Genomic DNA, 17314 nt, shown 5'->3' on the forward strand with positions numbered 1-17314 from the left:
ATTTATAGCTCCTTCCCAGGCTCTCCTGCTGGATATGGTGTCTTTTCTAATTGATCACCAATCCATGAGTCGCCATCTTCCCAAAACTCCTTTTTCCAAATCGGAACAATTTGCTTAATACGCTCCATAATATATTCATTTGCTTCATAGGCCTCTTTACGATGCGGCGTTGATACAGTAACAACAACCGCTATATCAGAAATTTGCAACGTGCCAATGCGATGTGTAATCGCAACATGTGTACCAGGCCATTTCTCCTTCACTTCTGTGCCGATTTTCTGTAGCATCTTTTCTGCCATCGACTTATAAGCAACATACTCTAAGTATAATGTACGACGCCCTTTCGTAAACTCCCTAACCGTTCCAATAAATGTTGTAACAGCACCGCATTCACGTCGAATTACTTTCTTTGCCACCTCTTCAATCGAGATTTCTGTATCAATTACTTCATAATACGTATTTATCATTTTGCACTCCTAACCGTTTGTAAAAACCAGTCTACATACAATTTTTCTTCTGTTATATGAAATACTTTATAGTCTTCTCTTAAATTTGACAGGACATTATCCCACGTAATAATTGCTACTACGTTTTCTACCTTATGTAAAAGTTCAATGTCTTCCGCAGAACGAAGTAACACTACTTTTGGATATTTCTCAGCTTTATAGCCCTCTATTAAAATCGTATCCACTTCAAAAAATTCGTACAAGCGGATAATTTCTTGCAAGGACCATTCATCTCGTAATGAAGACAGAGATAGTAATCCAGCGCCTTCTACACTACTTACGACAGCACCAGCTTTTCGGTGCCTTTCACTATCTTTTTGCGCTACTTCAGGAAAACCACCATGACCATGATGCTTAATTGTAGCAACTTTCATTTCGCTCTCGGCTAATGCATGCACAATTTTCTCTACAAGTGTTGTTTTCCCGCTATTTTGATACCCTACTATTTGTAAGATTGAAGGGGCGTTGCCCATGGCCAATCACATCCCTCAGAGTGTTCTAACAATAATACAGATACTTTCATCCCTGCTTCAAATCCTCTCGTTCCTCCGGGCAATACGATAAAAGCATTCGCATCTGCGAGTGAAGATACCGCACTCGATTTATCTAAACCGACCGGCGTCACTTGTAGTGCCCCATTAACAATGCTCGCTTTCGCTCTTACAAAACGAGTAAACGGATTTGGTTTCGGAAAATCTTTTTGCAAAATAGCGTCTGCCCTATATACGTGAGGTTCCTTCACATACAAATACGTTTTTATAATTGGATGCACAAATAATTCAAAGCCTACATAACAAGCTGACGGATTCCCTGATAAACCGAAAAGTAACTTTCCATCAACTTCAGCTACCGTCGTTACACTTCCTGGTCTCATCGCTATTTTATTAAAGAGTACATTCGCCTGTAATCTTTCATAAATAGCCGGTAAATAATCATAATCTCCTACCGACACACCGCCTGTTGTAATTAAAATATCAACTTCATCCATCGCTGATTGAACAGCTGTAAAACATCCATCTAACTCATCGGCAAGTTGGCCATAATAACGAACTTTCCCGCCGGCTTTCATAATTTGAGCTGCAATCATATAAGAGTTACTATTTCTAATTTTGCCTGGCTCTAGCGACTCATGCACTTCTAGTAATTCGCTTCCTGTCGTTACAATACCAACAACAGGCTGTTTTACAACTTTTACAGTGCTATATCCAAACGTCGCTAACAGTGCGGCAACACCTGGATTGATTACAATACCTTTATTAACAAGGACTTGATTTTGTTTTATATCTTCTCCTTTAAATGACACATTGTCACCATTTTGGAAAGAGCGTTTCAACTTCATATATGTACTTTCGTTCTTCTCGAATCCTTCCGTCAACTCTAGCATTACGACTGCATTGCAATCTTCTGGAATAGCTGCTCCTGTCATAATACGAACTGCCTGAAAAGCTCCTACTTCTTCTAAAAAAACAGAACCTGCTCCAATTTCTCCTATTACTTCAAATTCAACCGGATGCTCTTGACTCGCTTCCTTCGTATCTTCTGCTCGAATTGCGAAACCGTCGTAAGGAGAACGATCAAAGTGAGGAACGTCGTGATCTGAGACAACATCCTCCCCAAGAATCCTCCCATAACTTTCTGTAATAAAAACTTCTTCCACTTCACCATGCTTAGCGTATTTCATAACCCGCTCTACTGCCTCAGCAACTTGAATCGGGATTCGTTTTTCTACCATTGTTTCTCACCTCATATTTGCAAAATATCTAATCTCGATTACACTTTATATATTAAATCGTAATTACTTCAAGGAGGAATTCCATGTCTTCATTCACACATTTCAATGACCAAGGGCGCGCTAAAATGGTTGATATAAGCGACAAAAAAGTAACCGTTCGAACAGCAATTGCATGCTCTAGCATTCTCGTTACGAAAGAAATTTTTGACAAAATCTCTCACAATGAAATTGGTAAAGGTGATGTATTGGCTGTTGCACAAATCGCAGGCATTATGGCTGCAAAACGCACTTCTGATATTATCCCAATGTGCCATCCTTTATTGTTAAAAGGTGTTGATGTTTCTTTCGATTGGAAGCAGTCAGAAGAACAATATCGACTACTTATTGAAGTAAAAGTTAAAACAGAAGGTAGTACCGGCGTTGAAATGGAAGCTTTAACAGCTGCTTCCGCTACCGCTCTTACCGTGTACGATATGTGTAAAGCTGTTGATAAAGGCATGATTATTGGCGAAACGTACTTACTTGAAAAAACAGGCGGAAAAAATGGAGATTATATTAGAAATTCTTAATACTATCTTTTCCCTCTGAACCTAAAGGACTCTCCTTTAGGTTCACCCTATATATCTTGCATATAGGCGTTTCGCCACATTCATATCATTCGTCCCATGAATAAACGCTCTACCATCTGTAAATAAAACAAAACGATATTTTTCCACTGGAAATGATAATAAATAAGGCGTTTCCTTTACATCCACACTTTTTTGTAAGCGCTTTTTAATTTCTTCTAAATTAAACCCCTGTCGCACACCTGGACGGATTTGAACTGTATTTCGTCCACATAATACTTCTGTTTTCGTTTGTGCTTCAAATGTTAAGCTCGGATATGTACGTAGCTTTCCACAAGATAAACATGTATCCTTTTTCTGTCTATTCACTTTAAATGCCATCTGTTGATTATTCCAAAGATCAAATGATAGCATCGTTTCACGAAGTGCCTCAAAATCTTCTACTAATATTTTTAAAGCTTCCGTTATTTGATGCGCAACTACTAATTGCACTGCTGGTTGTATAATACCCGCCGTATCACATGTCGCTCCGCTCGCTGGATGTTCCATTAAACATCGAAAACATGGCGTTTTTCCAGGCAAGATTGTATAAGTTACTCCGTAGCTTCCAACGCACCCTCCGTATATCCACGGAACGTCATACATCTGGGATATATCATTAATAAGAAGACGCGTTTCAAAATTATCCGTCGCATCTAATATTAAATCTACACCTTTAATTAACTCTTCCATTTCTTGAACCGTTACATCGGTCACAACCGGTACAATTTCTACTTCAGAATTAATAGCTTTTAAATGTTCTGCTGCCGCTATCGCTTTCGGCTTATAATGTTTCGCATCTTCCTCTGTATATAATTGTTGCCTTTGTAAATTGCTCCATTCTACATAATCACGATCAGCAATCGTTATTTTACCAACACCTGCTCTAACAATTGCTTCTGCATTTGCTGCCCCGAGAGCACCAGCGCCGATAATAAGCACATGCTTCTCTCTTATTTTTCGCTGTCCTTCCTCTCCAACACCAGAAAATAATATTTGTCTTGAATATCGCTCCTGCATACAATAGCCTCCCTTCTTATCCTCCTATATAAGACATTTCAATTTTCGGACGATTCGTTGCACTTTCTTCTGTCCGTTCATCCGAATACCTGTCTTTTCTATTCATCCATACATCTTGTATAACGCTTACCAACTCATCATCCGAAAGATTTCCTCTAAGAAGTTCCCTTACATCCAATCCTTCTGTCGCAAATAAGCAAGTATAAAACTTTCCATCTGCCGAAATTCTCGCTCTCGTACAAGAAGAACAAAATGACTCTGAAACAGAAGTAATAAAACCGACTTCGACATTTGTTCCAACGTAACGATATCGCTTCGCAACTTCACCGAAATAATGCGCTTCAGCTAGCTCAAGCGGATACACGCTATGAATCATCTCAATTAACTCTCGCTTTGTAACGACTTGCTCAAAGTTCCATCCATTTGTACTACCAACATCCATAAACTCAATAAATCTAAGCGTGATTCCCTGCTCTTTAAAATACGCAGCCATCGGAAGTACTTGATGATCGTTCATCCCTTTTTTCACAACCATGTTGACCTTTATATCAAGCCCTGCCTCTTTTGCAGCCATAATTCCCTTTATAACAGGTTTCGTATTAATATTCCGGCCATTAATGCCCTTAAATACATCATCTTCTATTGCATCTAAACTAACATTTACTCTATGTAATCCAGCTTCTTTTAATGCTTTTGCTTGTTTCGTTAAATGAATCGCATTTGTCGTTAATCCTATATCTACTAACCCGTCAATTTTCACGAGACGTGCAATAAGTTTGGTTAAATCTTTACGAAGCAGTGGTTCGCCACCAGTAAGTCTAATTTTTCGTACACCGATGCTAACAAATAGTTTTGCCAAACGCTCAATTTCATCAAACGTCATTAAAAACTCATCTTTCAAAAAAGCATAATCTGGCCCAAATACTTCCGCCGGCATACAATATGTACATCTAAAATTGCAACGATCAATGACAGATATGCGCAAATCTTGAAGTGGGCGTCCAAAAAAATCTGTAACCATCTCCTGCATCGCCACCCTCCCTTTCTGCCAAATTTCTCTCTTTTCATTCTATTATAATATATTTTCGAACTGCGATGTTTTTTACTCAAACAAATAAAAAGCCTCGAAGCATAAAAGTTTCAAGGCTCTCTCCTTATTAACTTAAGCGAATAATTGTCAATACAGCCCCCGGTGTAGTCGTTGACAATGTCGCAATAGCAATTAAACCAAATAACTGCAAACTTATAGTCGCTCCTGCTGGAATATTTGCAATAACCGTAGCGCTAAACGCAGTTGTAGCTACTGCTGGTGAATTAACAGTTCCAGACAAAGCAGTTCCATTAACAATAATTTGCGAACTTACTAATAGCGAAGCAGTTATATTAATTGTATATGAAATATAGTAATTGCCTGCATTTGCAACTGTAAATACCGTATTAGCACCATTTACCGTAATTCCCGGTCCAATATTTTGGTTATTTGGCAAAGGAACATTCGTCCCCCCTAAAAGAACCGATATAGCTGTTCCAGATGTATTATTAGCAAAAGCATACGTAGCCGTTGTACTAACTCCAGTCGTCCCGGTACTTCCTGTTGAGCCGGTACCACCCGTCGGACCAGTGCTTCCTGTTGGACCCGTACTTCCTGTCGCTCCCGTACTTCCCGTTGCTCCGGTATTTCCTGTTGGACCTGTATTTCCCGTTGCTCCCGTACTTCCTGTTGCTCCCGTACTTCCTGTTGCTCCCGTACTTCCTGTTGGGCCTGTATTTCCTGTTGCTCCCGTGCTTCCCGTTACTCCCGTACTTCCCGTTGGGCCGGTACTTCCTGTTGAACCGGTACTTCCTGTTGGACCAGTGTCTCCGGTTGCTCCCGTATTTCCTGTTGATCCTGTACTTCCCGTTGGACCTGTGCTTCCTGTCGGGCCGGTGTTTCCTGTTGGACCGGTACTTCCTGTTGCCCCAGTATCTCCCGTTGGACCCGCGCTTCCCGTCGCCCCAGTATTTCCTGTTGGACCGGTGTCTCCGATTGCTCCCGTACTTCCTGTTGGACCGGTATTTCCTGTTGCTCCCGTACTTCCTGTTGCTCCCGTATTTCCTGTTGCTCCCGTACTTCCCGTTGCCCCAGTATTTCCTGTTGGACCGGTGTCTCCGGTTGCTCCCGTACTTCCTGTTGGACCCGTGCTTCCTGTTGAACCGGTATTTCCTGTTGCTCCCGTACTTCCTGTTGCTCCCGTACTTCCTGTTGCTCCCGTACTTCCCGTTGCCCCAGTATTTCCTGTTGGACCGGTGTCTCCGGTTGCTCCTGTTGCTCCTGTTGCTCCTGTTGCCCCAGTATCCCCCGTTGGACCCGTGCTTCCTGTTGCCCCAGTATCTCCCGTTGGACCCGTGCTTCCCGTCACTCCGGTACTTCCCGTTGCCCCAGTATTTCCTGTTGGACCGGTGTCTCCGGTTGCTCCCGTACTTCCTGTTGGACCCGTGCTTCCTGTTGAACCGGTATTTCCTGTTGCTCCCGTGCTTCCCGTTACTCCCGTACTTCCCGTTGGGCCCGTACTTCCTGTTGCTCCCGTACTTCCTGTTGCTCCCGTATTTCCTGTTGCTCCCGTACTTCCTGTTGGACCCGTGCTTCCTGTTGCTCCGGTATTTCCTGTTGCTCCCGTACTTCCTGTTGCTCCCGTATTTCCGGTCGGACCTGTATCTCCGGTTGCTCCTGTATTTCCGGCTGGACCTGTATCCCCCGTTGCTCCTGTATTTCCCGTCGGACCAGTGTTTCCTGTCACTCCTGTATTTCCCGTTGGGCCCGTGCTTCCTGTGGCTCCTGTATTTCCGGTCGGGCCCGTGCTTCCCGTTGCACCCGTGCTTCCCGTCGCTCCTGTATTTCCAGTTACTCCCGTACTTCCTGTTGCTCCCGTATTTCCAGTCGGACCTGTATCTCCCGTTGGGCCCGTGCTTCCCGTCGCTCCCGTATTTCCAGTCGGACCTGTATCTCCCGTTGGGCCCGTACTTCCCGTTGCTCCCGTATTTCCAGTCGGGCCCGTCACTCCTGTGGCTCCCGTACTTCCCGTTGCTCCCGTATTTCCGGTTGGACCGGTGTTTCCCGTCACTCCTGTGCTTCCCGTTGCTCCCTTATTTCCAGTCGGGCCCGTCACTCCTGTGGCTCCCGTACTTCCCGTTGCTCCCGTATTTCCGGTTGGACCTGTATCTCCTGTTGCTCCCGTACTTCCCGTTGCTCCTGTATTTCCGGTTGCTCCTGTATTTCCGGTTGGACCTGTATCCCCCGTTGGGGCCGTATTTCCCGTTGAACCAGTGTTTCCTGTCACTCCTGTACTTCCTGTTGCTCCTGTATCTCCCGTCGGGCCCGTCACTCCTGTTGCACCCTTACTTCCCGTTGGACCTGTATCTCCCGCTGCACCCTTACTTCCCGTTGGACCTGTACTTCCTGTCGCTCCCGTACTTCCTGTCGCTCCAGTTATCCCTGTCATTCCAGTTGGCACTGGAGGAAAAGTTGGGCCGACAAGATCTGGCGATATTTTAAAATTAGAATTTATCGACGCTTGTATTTTTTGTTTTCCATCATTTTTCCCCACCACTTCCACCCCCTCAAAAGCAAACTACAGCTGCCAAATATGTTCTATATAAAAATTCACCCTCCATTTGAATTGTATTTTCTAAAACTGTCTCCAATACTACTTTTAAAACAATTCCTGCTATTTTTATGTAACACAAGTTCTTCTTCTAAATAAAAACTCCCCTATTATTTTAGGGGAGTCCTGCAACTGAATCTGTATTATCCGTATTTGGTGCTGCTTGCGTAGTACTCGACGCATTTGCACTTTGGCCTGTATTCCCTCCTGTTAAAGTACTAGCAGAAATACCTCTCGTATATGTTGTCGTCACACTATCCCCCGGTTGTAAACAAAGCTTCGTCTCAGTCCCTATTATCGTAACAACATCAATACAAGTTGGACCTGTTGAACCACTATACGTTTTCGAAGCAGTAAACGAAGTATCACTCAAATTATCACCCGTAAATATATTCCCAGTATTATTAACAATAATAAACTCTTTAATATGTGCAGGCATAACTACACTCTACCTTTCCTTTATGAACCTAACGTACGTGTACTCGTCGCTAACGGTGGAATAAACACCGATGTTACAGGTACAACTGCTGCCATTCGTTTTCCATTTAAAAATGTCGCCGTGCTAGAACCACCCGCACCTGTATATATTTTTGCTACAGCGAAAGGTGCTAAATTATAACAATCACCTACATTAACAGCCCCTGTATTATTTATAATTTTTATTTTACGCATGTTAATGCTCATTCATCTCAACCTCCCTTTCATATACTCTATGCAAAATAAAAAAAACTTGAAACAAACACGTTTCAAGTTTTTTTAGCTAATTATTTAGTTTCACCTTCATATTGAAGCATACCGCCAACCATGTTCACTGTTTTAAATCCTTGTTCATTTAAATAATGGCATACATTTTCACTGCGCATTCCCGAACGACAAATAAAGATATATTCATTCTCTTTTTCAAAGAAATCTACTTTATTTGGAATATCACCCATTTTAATATGTACAGCTTCTGGAATTTTCCCTGCCGCTACTTCTTCATCTTCCCTTACGTCTACTAAAAATAACGTTTCTCCATTTTCTAAACGCTCTTGCACTTCTTCTGTAGTAATTGTTTTAACTTCTGTCATATGTCGTTCCTCCTTATATACAATAAACCCTTTAGTTTCTTCTTTAAACAACCATTTCTAATCAATTTTAGCATGCGAAAGAAAGAACGCAAAGAACCGAGAATTTATTTCTCAATTTTCTCGCAAAACTTATTCTTTACAAACATAACTCGTGCATTGTATCCTCAATATACTTGTTTTATGAAAGGAGCCAGTTAAAATGACACTTTTTCTTTTCATTATGGGTATCATTTTCTTAATTTCTGCGGTCATTGCTCTTAGTATGAAAAATAATAAAAAGATAAAATCCCCTCAAGAAATGTCATTCTTATTTCTATTACTTAGTATAGCTTTCTTTGGTTTATCAATCGCTTCATATATTTTCCGTCTGCAAATTATGTAAAAAAGGTGCCTATTATAAACAATGCACCTTTTCCACATTAATTATTTTCTACACAAAACTAGATACTTTCCGATTTAAAAACTCATACACTTTCTTTTCAAATAAATGAACATCTAACGCTCCTGCCATATGCCCATTTATACTTTCTATTTCATATACTTCTGCGTACTTCCCCTGCTTTTGCAAAAAATCTACCATTCTATAATTGTAACGAGATGGTTGAAGTAAATCTTGTTTGCATGGAATCATGAGTACATTCGCTTCAATCTTAGAAAGAGCCTCTTCTAAGGAAGAAAAACCATGTGCAATATCATGTAATAAGACTGCTTTCGCAGTGTACATCCATGAATTTGCATCTACTAAATCTATACTTTTACATGTCACTTTATTTATCTCTTTCTCAAATGATGTTAATACAGAAAATTGTTGATAAGGTTCCATTTCTATACTGTTCCGCGGGAATGCTGTTTCATAAAAATGTTCATCAAATGCATTCATAAACATCATTTTATTCGCTAAATGAAGCCCCTTCATTGGTTGCTCCTCTCCGTACTTTCCGCCTTTCCAATCTGGATCAAGCTGAATTGCTTCGATCGCATTTTGCGCTACATTTCCCGACGTTATAATTGGATTTTGCGGATTCGTAATAACTCCAATCATTCGTTCTACCTTATGAGGATAGTGGACAGCCCATTGCTGCGCAATCATCCCACCTGCCGATGGCCCGATTACAGCATGTAACCTAGCGATCCCCATATCTTTTATTAACTCATATTGCATCCGTGCTACATCTAAAAATGTGAAAACTGGAAAATCCATCGCATACTCAAAACCAGTCATCGGATTTATCGATTTCGGTCCCGTTGTAATCACATATGGGTTCTTCACTTGTACATTACAAAGGTTATCAGTACATATAATGAAATATTTATTTGTATCAATTGCTTTCCCAGGTCCAATTAATCCATCCCACCAACCAGCCCCCTCATCATGCTCTGTATATTTTCCTGCCGCATGACTTGTTGCACTAAAATAGTGACAAACCAAAATCGCATTTGATCTTTCTCTATTTAAAGTACCATACGTCTCATACCCCATTTGAACAGGAATCTCCCTACCATTTTCAAACACAAACTCTTTTAAAACAAACTTCTCCTTTTTTACAATTTGCACAGACTCGCCTTCTTCCCGTCATATTATGAACTGCTTACTAAAGGATTTTTTCTATGCAAACCAATCTCCTCCTTCTTTTCATAAATAAATGAATAATATACAAAATTAGCCACAAAATAGCACTATATTACACAATTAAAGAGGGCATACATATGATTTGGAATTGGCTACGTAAGAAAAAAAAATCAAATACAACAGAGAAAGACGAAACAGATAACTCGGAGCAACAACCTAGTAATCAAGAGGATGATAACAAAGAACAGACTAGAAGTATGAAACATAATAAAGGTAGCAATGGCGAGCAAAAAAAAGAAGAAAACAAGGATTCTGCTCAAGAACAGCAGCAACATTCTAAACAAGACGAATCAGCTCAGGATCAGCAACAACATTCTAAACAAGACGAATCTTCCCAGGATCAACAGCAACATTCTAAGCAAAATGATTCTGCTCAAGATAAGCAACAAAGTACTAAGAAAGAAGAATCTTCTCAAAATCAGCAGCAAAATAACTCAGCCCAAGATCAACAACAAAGCTCTAAACAAGATGATTCTGCTCAAGATAAGCAACAAAGTACTAAGAAAGAAGAATCTTCTCAAAATCAGCAGCAAAATAATTCAGCCCAAGATCAACAACAAAGCTCTAAACAAGATGATTCTGCTCAAGATAAGCAACAAAGTACTAAGAAAGAAGAATCTTCTCAAAATCAGCAGCAAAATAACTCAGCCCAAGATCAACAACAAAGCTCTAAACAAGATGATTCTGCTCAAGATAAGCAACAAAGTACTAAGAAAGAAAAATCTTCTCAAAATCAGCAGCAAAATAACTCAGCCCAAGATCAACAACAAAGCTCTAAACAAGATGATTCTGCTCAAGATAAGCAACAAAGTACTAAGAAAGAAGAATCTTCTCAAAATCAGCAGCAAAATAACTCAGCCCAAGATCAGCAACAAAGCTCTAAACAAAATGATTCTGCTCAAGATAAGCAACACTCCGGAAATAATAGTATTTATGATTTTACGAAACCAGGAAAAGACCGTATTCATTCTCTACAAGATTTAATAGAGAAGCTGAAAAGGTCTAGTGATTTTGTTAATTATCACACCTCTGACGATGAAACGATGCCTTATTGGATTTCTTACTATCGTCCTTCACTTGATGGTGAGAAATTACAAAAGTATTTAATGCCTACTCTTTTAGAACGACCTAACGCTTCGCTAGAAGAGCTGAAAGAACATATTCCGATGAGTGGTATCACAATTACGAATGACTTACAAAAAATTGAGGACATGGTTTTAAAAGGACATGCGATTATTCAATTGAACCAGCAAGATCAAAAATGTATGCTTGCAAACATTGCAATTGATAATTATCGTGCACCAACTCCTCCTTTAAATGAATCGACTGTTATCGGTCCTCAAGAAGGTTTCGTAGAGGATATTGATACAAATATTAATTTAGTCCGAAAACGTCTTCCTGTTTTAGATTTACAAACAAAAGAAATGATTGTCGGCGAATTTTCAAAAACAAAAGTTGTCATGATGTATTTAGACAACCTTGCTGAAAAAGATAATGTAGATTTTCTAGAAGAGTCTTTACGTGCTCTTGAATATGATCAAATTAATGATAGTGCTTATATACAAGAATTGATGGGAGAAAAGTCGATTTTCCCTCTCTATATCAATACAGAACGCACTGATAGAGTTACAAAAGCACTAATCGATGGGAAAATCGCTATTTTTGTTGATGGCTCTCCAAGTGTTTTACTAACACCTGTATCATATTTCGATTTTTTCATTTCACCTGAAGACTACAACGTCTCTTGGCTATACGCTACATTTTCAAGGATTTTACGCCTTATCGCCGTTCTATTCTCGATATGCGCTACACCGTTATACGTTGCAGTTTTAAATTACCATTATGAACTCATTCCGAGTGATTTACTTGAAACTTTAATTTTATCAAGAGCACAAGTACCATTCCCACCTTTAATTGAAGCACTCTTTTTAGAACTTGCAATCGACTTACTGAGAGAAGCTGGTGCGAGGTTACCGATGAAAGTTGGTCAAACGCTCGGTATTGTAGGCGGTATCGTAATCGGGCAAGCATCTGTACAGGCTGGTTTAACGAGTAATATTTTATTAATTATCGTTGCCTTATCAGCACTCGCTTCCTTTATTACACCTATTTACAAAATGGGTAACGCTGTTCGATTACTACGTTTTCCATTTCTTATCTTTGCCGAAATAGGAGGTCTCTTCGGGATTTCTCTTGGGTTTATCTTTTTATTTACTCATCTATTTAGACTTACTTCCTTACGTAAGCCGTACGCTTTGTTTTATCCGACAAGACAACAATCCGTTAAAGATTCTTGGATCCGTTTTCCATTAACAATGATTGATACAAGAGATGTGCAAGCAAGACCACAACATGTAAAAAAAGCAGCGAAAGGAATTTCAACAAAACATAGATCGGACTTTGATGATTAAGAAATGAGGTGCATTCGATGAGTAAAGTTCAAGAAAAATATCAAATATCTCCTGCCTTTGTTTTCTTCTTAATTCACGGTGCACAGTTTGGTGCTGGCGTTCTCGGTTTCGCTCGGATTATTGCAAAAGCTGCTGGATACGATGGATGGATAGGAGTTATTATCACAGGAATTGGTATCCATATTCTTATATGGATGATGTATTTTTTATTAAGGGAAACAAACGGGAATTTAATTGACTTACATCGGCAAACATTTGGAAAGTGGCTAGGGAATGGCTTTAATATCATCTTTGCAGCTTATTTTTTAATCGTCAGTATTTCCGTCATTCGAACATACGTTGAAATTATTCAAGTATGGATGTTCCCTACCGCTTCCACCTTTATGTTAACAATCTTTTTATGCTTAGTTAGTTATTACATTATTTCTTCTGGATTTCGTGTCATTACTGGCATTTGCGTCATCTCTGTTGGTGGTACACTAGGATATTTACTTCTTAGCTTATTCGTTTTGAAATACTCACATTGGGATAATTTACTTCCTATATTCACACATTCTTTTTCAGATATTTTAAAAGCCGCCAATCTGTCAATCTACAGTATGACAGGCTTTGAGATTTACCTCATGGTTTATCCATTTGTGAAAAAACCTATGCAATCTCATAAATACGCTCAATACGGGGCATTATTTTCAAATCTTCTATATTTATTTAGTACCCTTTTAGCCTTTGCGTTTTTTAGTGAGAAACAATTGTTAAAAACGATATGGTCACAACTTTCTATGACCCAAGTCATTCAATTACCATTCATAGAAAGGCTAGAATATATTGCAATTTCAGGCTATGCACTTGTTATTATTACAAGTTTCATCCTCCCCTTATGGGCGGCAACGAGAGCAACGCACGAAATATTCCGTGTAAAACAAAGAGGTGTTTTACTCGCTTTTATCCTTATCACTCTCATTGTTTCACAACTTTTAACAAACAGACATGATATTAATAACTTTATTAGTAATGCATCAAAAGTTAGTTTTTGGCTCATTTATGTATACATCCCAATCCTATTTATTATTGTGTGGGTGAAAAGAAAATGGAAAAAATCAAAAGCAAATTAATACTTATTTCTTGTATAGCACTCTTCAGTCTAACTGGATGTTTACAAAAAAATATTATCGACGATGTACAACTTATTCAAGGAACCGTTTTTGATGTAGCAAAAGATAATAAAGTAAAAGTGACATTCGTTTGTCCCATTCAGAAAAAAGGTAATAAAGTTCAAGTTTTTGAAGGCAGCGCAAATGCGGTAAAACAAGTAAAAGCAGATACATCTTTAGAGTCTTCTCAACCTTTTGCTAGCGGACAAATGCGGGTCGCTCTATATACTATAAGACTTGCCAAAAAAGGAATGTCTACTTCATTCGATACATTACTTCGAGATGTAAATATAGGGAACGCTTTATATGTCGGCTTATTAGAGGGGAATGGTACTGAACTTTTAAAAGGAAAATATACGACTTCATACAACGTTGCAATTTATATTAAAAAGTTGTTAGAACATAATATGGAGACCGGTCCTTTACCAACGGATAATCTGCATGTAGGAGCATTCCGTTATTATCAAGAAGGGCAAGACTACTATATTCCAATTTTAAAGAAACATGGTGATAAAATAAAAATTAACGGAATTGGTCTTTTTAAAAAGGATAAGTATATCGGTAAAATCGCGGAAAAAGATATGTTCATATTTAAAGGACTATTAGAGAAACACAAATTAGATTCTCACGAATTTAAAACAGATTCTGCGTACGTAATGATTAATAATATTCGTTCTGTTCCAACTTACGATATAAAAATTAAAAACGGGAAGCCTTCTTTTTTCATTCACGTTCATCTTGATGCACGTATTCAAGAACTATCGAAGCAAATTAACTTAGAAAATAACAAGAACACAAAAAAAATTGAAAAAAATGTCCAAAAACAATTGGATGTACAGGCTACCAAATTAATTAAGCAGTTTAAATCTTTAAACATCGATCCTCTCGGGCTAGGTGCAAAGTATAAGCAACATTATCGCCCATTCAAATTAGAAGAATGGAGACAAATGTATAAAGATGTTCCGGTTCATATAAAATACACCGTAAATATTACAAATTCTGGTGTAATTGAATGAGAAATGATTGAACTCCTCTCTCCAGCATGATACAACGGAGAGAGGAGTTTTTTATTACCAAATAGAGAGAGAAGATATTTACGGGGGAGCTTATGTCTAAAAAATTAGTAAAGCCTATTTTAAATGGTATTTTATTTCTCGGCGTCTTTTTATTTGCTCATACATACTTAAAAAATGTTTCTTTTACACGTTATTTATTTGTCGTTATACCGATGCTACTCATCGGAATATTTAGTATCGATCTTGTTTTATCCATTTTAATTAAGAAAGAAGAATAACGAGCGAACATCTTATTTCTCATAAGATGTTCTTTTTATTTAATAACTACCTTATGTTACAATAAACTTCGGCATAACGTAAGAAAGGATGAAACAACATGACAAACGAAAAAGGTTTAGATAAAGGGTACGAACTTGTTGCGAAAATGCACGAAGTATTCGGACATCCTGTGACAAACACTCCAACAAAACTAACAGAAGAGCGTGCAAAAATTCGTGCAAGTTTTATGCAAGAAGAGCTAGAAGAATTTCTAGAAGCAACGACTGTTGAAGATCAATATGATGCACTTATTGACCTTATTTACTTTGCATTCGGAACGTTTGCAGAAATGGGCGTACGTCCAGATAAAGGATTTGAAATTGTAAACAATGCCAACATGGCAAAACTATTCCCTGATGGAAAGCCTCGATTCCGTGAAGGCGATGGCAAAATTTTAAAACCAGAAGGATGGCAAGCACCTGAACCACAACTTCGTGCTGAAATTGAACGCCAGCGTCAAGAGGCGGAAAAAAACTGCTAGGATCTCCTAGCAGTTTTTTATTATGTCTTTTTTCACCGATATATTTTTCACGTAATTCATTAATGACCCGCGTGTCCTGCTGCTCCTGCAATACCAGCTGTTCCTGCTGCCGTCCCTGCTCCTGCTCCAACTCCACCAGTCCAAGGCTGTTGTTGTTGCTGATATTGTTGATATTGTTGTTGCTGTTGACCTTGGTGTTGCTGCTGACCTTGGTGGTGATGTTGACCATGGTGGTGATGTTGACCATGGTGGTGATGTTGACCGTGGTGACCATGATGATGACTTTGATGAGTTTGATAAAGGACAGCCTGCGGATGAACTTGGTGATGGCCTTGGTGATGTACTTGTTGCTGATGTTGGCCTTGGTGATGATGTTGACCGTGGTGGTGATGTTGACCGTGGTGATGATGTTGACCGTGGTGACCATGATGAGTTTGATGAGTTTGATAAAGGACAGCCTGTGGATGAATTTGGTGTTGGCCTTGGTGATGTACTTGTTGCTGATGACCATGGTGCTGTTGATGGCCATGATGCTGTTGATGGCCATGATGCTGCTGATGGCCGTGATGCTGTTGATGGCCATGATGTTGATGATGACCGTGGTGCATATGATGACCGTGATGCTGTTGCTGGCCATGATGTTGATGATGACCGTGGTGCACATGATGACCGTGAACACCTTGAGGAACGCCGCCGACTCCACCAGCTACAACACCGACGCCAGTTGGTACAGGAAATCCTGTTTGTACACCTCCCACAACAGATGGAAATGTAGTTGGCATACCTACAGGCACTCCTCCTTGTGCTCCTCCTACGAAAGAAGGGAATGTAGTTGGTACACCTACTGGAATTCCAGTTTGTGCGCCAGCCACTGATGTCGGGAATCCTCCTGTTAGTGTTGGCATTCCAGTTTGCATGCCAGCCACTGATGTCGGGAATCCTCCTGTTAGTGTTGGCATTCCAGTTTGCATGCCAGCCACTGACGTCGGAAATCCTCCAGCGGCTCCTCCCATCCAACTTGGGATTCCGCCATATCCGTGTTGACCATCTCCTCCCATGAACATCATTTGTCCATAACTATCCGATACACCTCCGAAGAAGCCATGTGGTGCATTATTGTCCATCCCTTTCATTCCTTTCACCTCTTCTGCTCAATTTAACCTACCTTTTTTATCATATTTCCTATAGAAGAATAGGTGTTTGTCTATATGGGAATTCCGCACCTTTTTCTTCGTTCTTCATTCATGATAGGATTAATGGACTGATTATTTTTCTTTCACTTGAAAGGGGGCATTTTCTTTGGAGAACGTAACAAAGGCTTCAATCGACGATTTAGGTTCAATTGTTCATATAGATATGGATGTAATTGGAAACGATAGTAGACGAAATTATATTAAACACGCTATTGATGCAGGAAACTGCATAATTACAAAAGAGGACAATTCCATTTCTGGTTTTCTAACATACGATACAAATTTCTTTGATTGTACTTTCCTCTCATTAATAATTGTTTCGCCAGTCAAAAGAAGGAGAGGTCATGCAAGCTCATTAATCTCATATATGTTAAGGCATTCCCCTACTCAAAAAATCTTTTCTTCAACGAACGAGTCGAATGAAAGTATGCAAAAAGTGTTTAAAGCGAACGGTTTTATACGCAGTGGAATAATTGAAAACCTAGATGAAGGTAATCCAGAACTTATTTTTCACGCAAAAAAACTCAGAGCATAAATGCT

At 39.5% G+C, this 17314-nt stretch carries 19 protein-coding genes; 8 read left to right on the top strand and 11 right to left on the bottom strand.

Annotated elements, in window-relative coordinates:
- Nucleotides 1-2: 2 nt before the first annotated feature.
- Genes moaE through glp form a run of 3 tightly spaced genes read right to left on the bottom strand, consistent with a single transcriptional unit; the run spans nucleotide 3 to nucleotide 2238 of the window.
- The gene (moaE, locus tag LUS72_RS23440; protein WP_264448341.1) at nucleotides 3-467 is read right to left on the bottom strand and encodes a molybdopterin synthase catalytic subunit MoaE; all 465 of its coding nucleotides are present in this window, start codon (nucleotides 465-467) and stop codon (nucleotides 3-5) included.
- Complete coding sequence (gene mobB / locus LUS72_RS23445) at nucleotides 464-985, bottom strand: molybdopterin-guanine dinucleotide biosynthesis protein B (RefSeq protein WP_002094381.1); 522 nt, start codon at nucleotides 983-985, stop codon at nucleotides 464-466. Before mobB ends, moaE begins: the two co-directional genes overlap by 4 nt.
- The gene (gene glp, locus LUS72_RS23450; protein WP_264448343.1) at nucleotides 949-2238 is read right to left on the bottom strand and encodes a molybdopterin molybdotransferase MoeA; all 1290 of its coding nucleotides are present in this window, start codon (nucleotides 2236-2238) and stop codon (nucleotides 949-951) included. The genes mobB and glp overlap by 37 nt, the downstream gene beginning before the upstream one ends.
- 83 nt (nucleotides 2239-2321) lie before the next feature.
- On the opposite strand from glp, the gene moaC reads away from it, so the two are divergent.
- Complete coding sequence (gene moaC / locus LUS72_RS23455) at nucleotides 2322-2807, top strand: cyclic pyranopterin monophosphate synthase MoaC (RefSeq protein ID WP_000094156.1); 486 nt, start codon at nucleotides 2322-2324, stop codon at nucleotides 2805-2807.
- Nucleotides 2808-2849: 42 nt separating this feature from the next.
- Here the strand turns inward: moaC and LUS72_RS23460 are convergent, their stop codons facing one another.
- The 6 genes from LUS72_RS23460 to LUS72_RS23485 all read right to left on the bottom strand — a co-directional run bounded on the left by LUS72_RS23460 (nucleotide 2850) and on the right by LUS72_RS23485 (nucleotide 8574).
- Complete coding sequence (locus tag LUS72_RS23460) at nucleotides 2850-3863, bottom strand: molybdopterin-synthase adenylyltransferase MoeB (protein ID WP_097829023.1); 1014 nt, start codon at nucleotides 3861-3863, stop codon at nucleotides 2850-2852.
- A 16-nt stretch (nucleotides 3864-3879) separates the two neighbouring features.
- Nucleotides 3880-4893: a GTP 3',8-cyclase MoaA gene (gene moaA, locus LUS72_RS23465; RefSeq protein ID WP_097829022.1), complete on the bottom strand. Its 1014-nt coding sequence runs from the start codon at nucleotides 4891-4893 to the stop codon at nucleotides 3880-3882.
- Between the two features lie 127 nt (nucleotides 4894-5020).
- Nucleotides 5021-7447, bottom strand: coding sequence for a beta strand repeat-containing protein (locus LUS72_RS23470; protein WP_272502239.1), 2427 nt, complete (start codon nucleotides 7445-7447; stop codon nucleotides 5021-5023).
- 172 nt (nucleotides 7448-7619) lie between these two features.
- On the bottom strand, nucleotides 7620-7943 hold the full coding sequence (locus tag LUS72_RS23475) for a hypothetical protein (RefSeq protein ID WP_097829625.1): 324 nt from the start codon (nucleotides 7941-7943) through the stop codon (nucleotides 7620-7622).
- Between the two features lie 20 nt (nucleotides 7944-7963).
- Nucleotides 7964-8188 (bottom strand): spore germination protein, encoded by a 225-nt coding sequence (locus LUS72_RS23480; RefSeq protein WP_097829624.1) that lies wholly within the window; start codon nucleotides 8186-8188, stop codon nucleotides 7964-7966.
- 80 nt (nucleotides 8189-8268) lie between these two features.
- On the bottom strand, nucleotides 8269-8574 hold the full coding sequence (locus LUS72_RS23485; protein ID WP_000141214.1) for a rhodanese-like domain-containing protein: 306 nt from the start codon (nucleotides 8572-8574) through the stop codon (nucleotides 8269-8271).
- A 199-nt stretch (nucleotides 8575-8773) separates the two neighbouring features.
- On the opposite strand from LUS72_RS23485, the gene LUS72_RS23490 reads away from it, so the two are divergent.
- On the top strand, nucleotides 8774-8956 hold the full coding sequence (locus LUS72_RS23490; protein ID WP_000171885.1) for a hypothetical protein: 183 nt from the start codon (nucleotides 8774-8776) through the stop codon (nucleotides 8954-8956).
- A 48-nt stretch (nucleotides 8957-9004) separates the two neighbouring features.
- On the opposite strand, the gene LUS72_RS23495 is transcribed toward LUS72_RS23490, so the two are convergent.
- Complete coding sequence (locus LUS72_RS23495; protein WP_097829623.1) at nucleotides 9005-10129, bottom strand: homoserine O-acetyltransferase family protein; 1125 nt, start codon at nucleotides 10127-10129, stop codon at nucleotides 9005-9007.
- A 152-nt stretch (nucleotides 10130-10281) separates the two neighbouring features.
- On the opposite strand from LUS72_RS23495, the gene LUS72_RS23500 reads away from it, so the two are divergent.
- The 5 genes from LUS72_RS23500 (at nucleotide 10282) to LUS72_RS23520 (ending at nucleotide 15581) form a co-directional block, all read left to right on the top strand.
- The gene (locus LUS72_RS23500; protein WP_264448345.1) at nucleotides 10282-12615 is read left to right on the top strand and encodes a spore germination protein; all 2334 of its coding nucleotides are present in this window, start codon (nucleotides 10282-10284) and stop codon (nucleotides 12613-12615) included.
- A gap of 17 nt (nucleotides 12616-12632) precedes the next feature.
- Nucleotides 12633-13727, top strand: a complete 1095-nt coding sequence (locus LUS72_RS23505; RefSeq protein ID WP_097829621.1) for a spore germination protein — start codon at nucleotides 12633-12635, stop codon at nucleotides 13725-13727.
- Nucleotides 13703-14782 carry a spore germination protein GerHC gene (gerHC, locus tag LUS72_RS23510; protein WP_097829620.1) on the top strand — a complete coding sequence of 360 codons (1080 nt, stop codon included), beginning with the start codon at nucleotides 13703-13705 and terminating at the stop codon, nucleotides 14780-14782. The genes LUS72_RS23505 and gerHC overlap by 25 nt, the downstream gene beginning before the upstream one ends.
- A 92-nt stretch (nucleotides 14783-14874) precedes the next feature.
- Nucleotides 14875-15060 (top strand): hypothetical protein, encoded by a 186-nt coding sequence (locus LUS72_RS23515; protein ID WP_097829619.1) that lies wholly within the window; start codon nucleotides 14875-14877, stop codon nucleotides 15058-15060.
- A gap of 98 nt (nucleotides 15061-15158) precedes the next feature.
- Entirely contained in the window at nucleotides 15159-15581 is a 423-nt protein-coding gene (locus tag LUS72_RS23520) for a pyrophosphohydrolase domain-containing protein (RefSeq protein WP_000180554.1), read from the top strand.
- A 59-nt stretch (nucleotides 15582-15640) separates the two neighbouring features.
- On the opposite strand, the gene LUS72_RS23525 is transcribed toward LUS72_RS23520, so the two are convergent.
- Entirely contained in the window at nucleotides 15641-16714 is a 1074-nt protein-coding gene (locus LUS72_RS23525; RefSeq protein WP_098519849.1) for a VrrB protein, read from the bottom strand.
- A gap of 166 nt (nucleotides 16715-16880) precedes the next feature.
- Here LUS72_RS23525 and LUS72_RS23530 point away from each other — a divergent pair, with 166 nt between their 5' ends.
- The gene (locus LUS72_RS23530) at nucleotides 16881-17309 is read left to right on the top strand and encodes a GNAT family N-acetyltransferase (RefSeq protein ID WP_141533502.1); all 429 of its coding nucleotides are present in this window, start codon (nucleotides 16881-16883) and stop codon (nucleotides 17307-17309) included.
- Nucleotides 17310-17314 lie beyond the last annotated feature (5 nt).

Origin of the sequence: Bacillus cereus (assembly GCF_025917685.1) — a bacterium.
Lineage (GTDB): Bacteria > Bacillota > Bacilli > Bacillales > Bacillaceae_G > Bacillus_A > Bacillus_A cereus_AT.

What these genes read in the sequence shown, in the direction of transcription:
- LUS72_RS23475 (WP_097829625.1), bottom strand. Translation starts at nt 7,943, where the DNA reads ATGCCTGCACATATTAAAGAGTTTATTATTGTTAATAATACTGGGAAT.
- moaA (WP_097829022.1), bottom strand. Translation starts at nt 4,893, where the DNA reads ATGCAGGAGATGGTTACAGATTTTTTTGGACGCCCACTTCAAGATTTG.
- moaE (WP_264448341.1), bottom strand. Translation starts at nt 467, where the DNA reads ATGATAAATACGTATTATGAAGTAATTGATACAGAAATCTCGATTGAA.
- LUS72_RS23460 (WP_097829023.1), bottom strand. Translation starts at nt 3,863, where the DNA reads ATGCAGGAGCGATATTCAAGACAAATATTATTTTCTGGTGTTGGAGAG.
- LUS72_RS23525 (WP_098519849.1), bottom strand. Translation starts at nt 16,714, where the DNA reads ATGAAAGGGATGGACAATAATGCACCACATGGCTTCTTCGGAGGTGTA.
- glp (WP_264448343.1), bottom strand. Translation starts at nt 2,238, where the DNA reads ATGGTAGAAAAACGAATCCCGATTCAAGTTGCTGAGGCAGTAGAGCGG.
- LUS72_RS23480 (WP_097829624.1), bottom strand. Translation starts at nt 8,188, where the DNA reads ATGAGCATTAACATGCGTAAAATAAAAATTATAAATAATACAGGGGCT.
- gerHC (WP_097829620.1), top strand. Translation starts at nt 13,703, where the DNA reads ATGGAAAAAATCAAAAGCAAATTAATACTTATTTCTTGTATAGCACTC.
- LUS72_RS23505 (WP_097829621.1), top strand. Translation starts at nt 12,633, where the DNA reads ATGAGTAAAGTTCAAGAAAAATATCAAATATCTCCTGCCTTTGTTTTC.
- LUS72_RS23485 (WP_000141214.1), bottom strand. Translation starts at nt 8,574, where the DNA reads ATGACAGAAGTTAAAACAATTACTACAGAAGAAGTGCAAGAGCGTTTA.
- LUS72_RS23490 (WP_000171885.1), top strand. Translation starts at nt 8,774, where the DNA reads ATGACACTTTTTCTTTTCATTATGGGTATCATTTTCTTAATTTCTGCG.
- LUS72_RS23520 (WP_000180554.1), top strand. Translation starts at nt 15,159, where the DNA reads ATGACAAACGAAAAAGGTTTAGATAAAGGGTACGAACTTGTTGCGAAA.
- moaC (WP_000094156.1), top strand. Translation starts at nt 2,322, where the DNA reads ATGTCTTCATTCACACATTTCAATGACCAAGGGCGCGCTAAAATGGTT.
- LUS72_RS23515 (WP_097829619.1), top strand. Translation starts at nt 14,875, where the DNA reads ATGTCTAAAAAATTAGTAAAGCCTATTTTAAATGGTATTTTATTTCTC.
- LUS72_RS23500 (WP_264448345.1), top strand. Translation starts at nt 10,282, where the DNA reads ATGATTTGGAATTGGCTACGTAAGAAAAAAAAATCAAATACAACAGAG.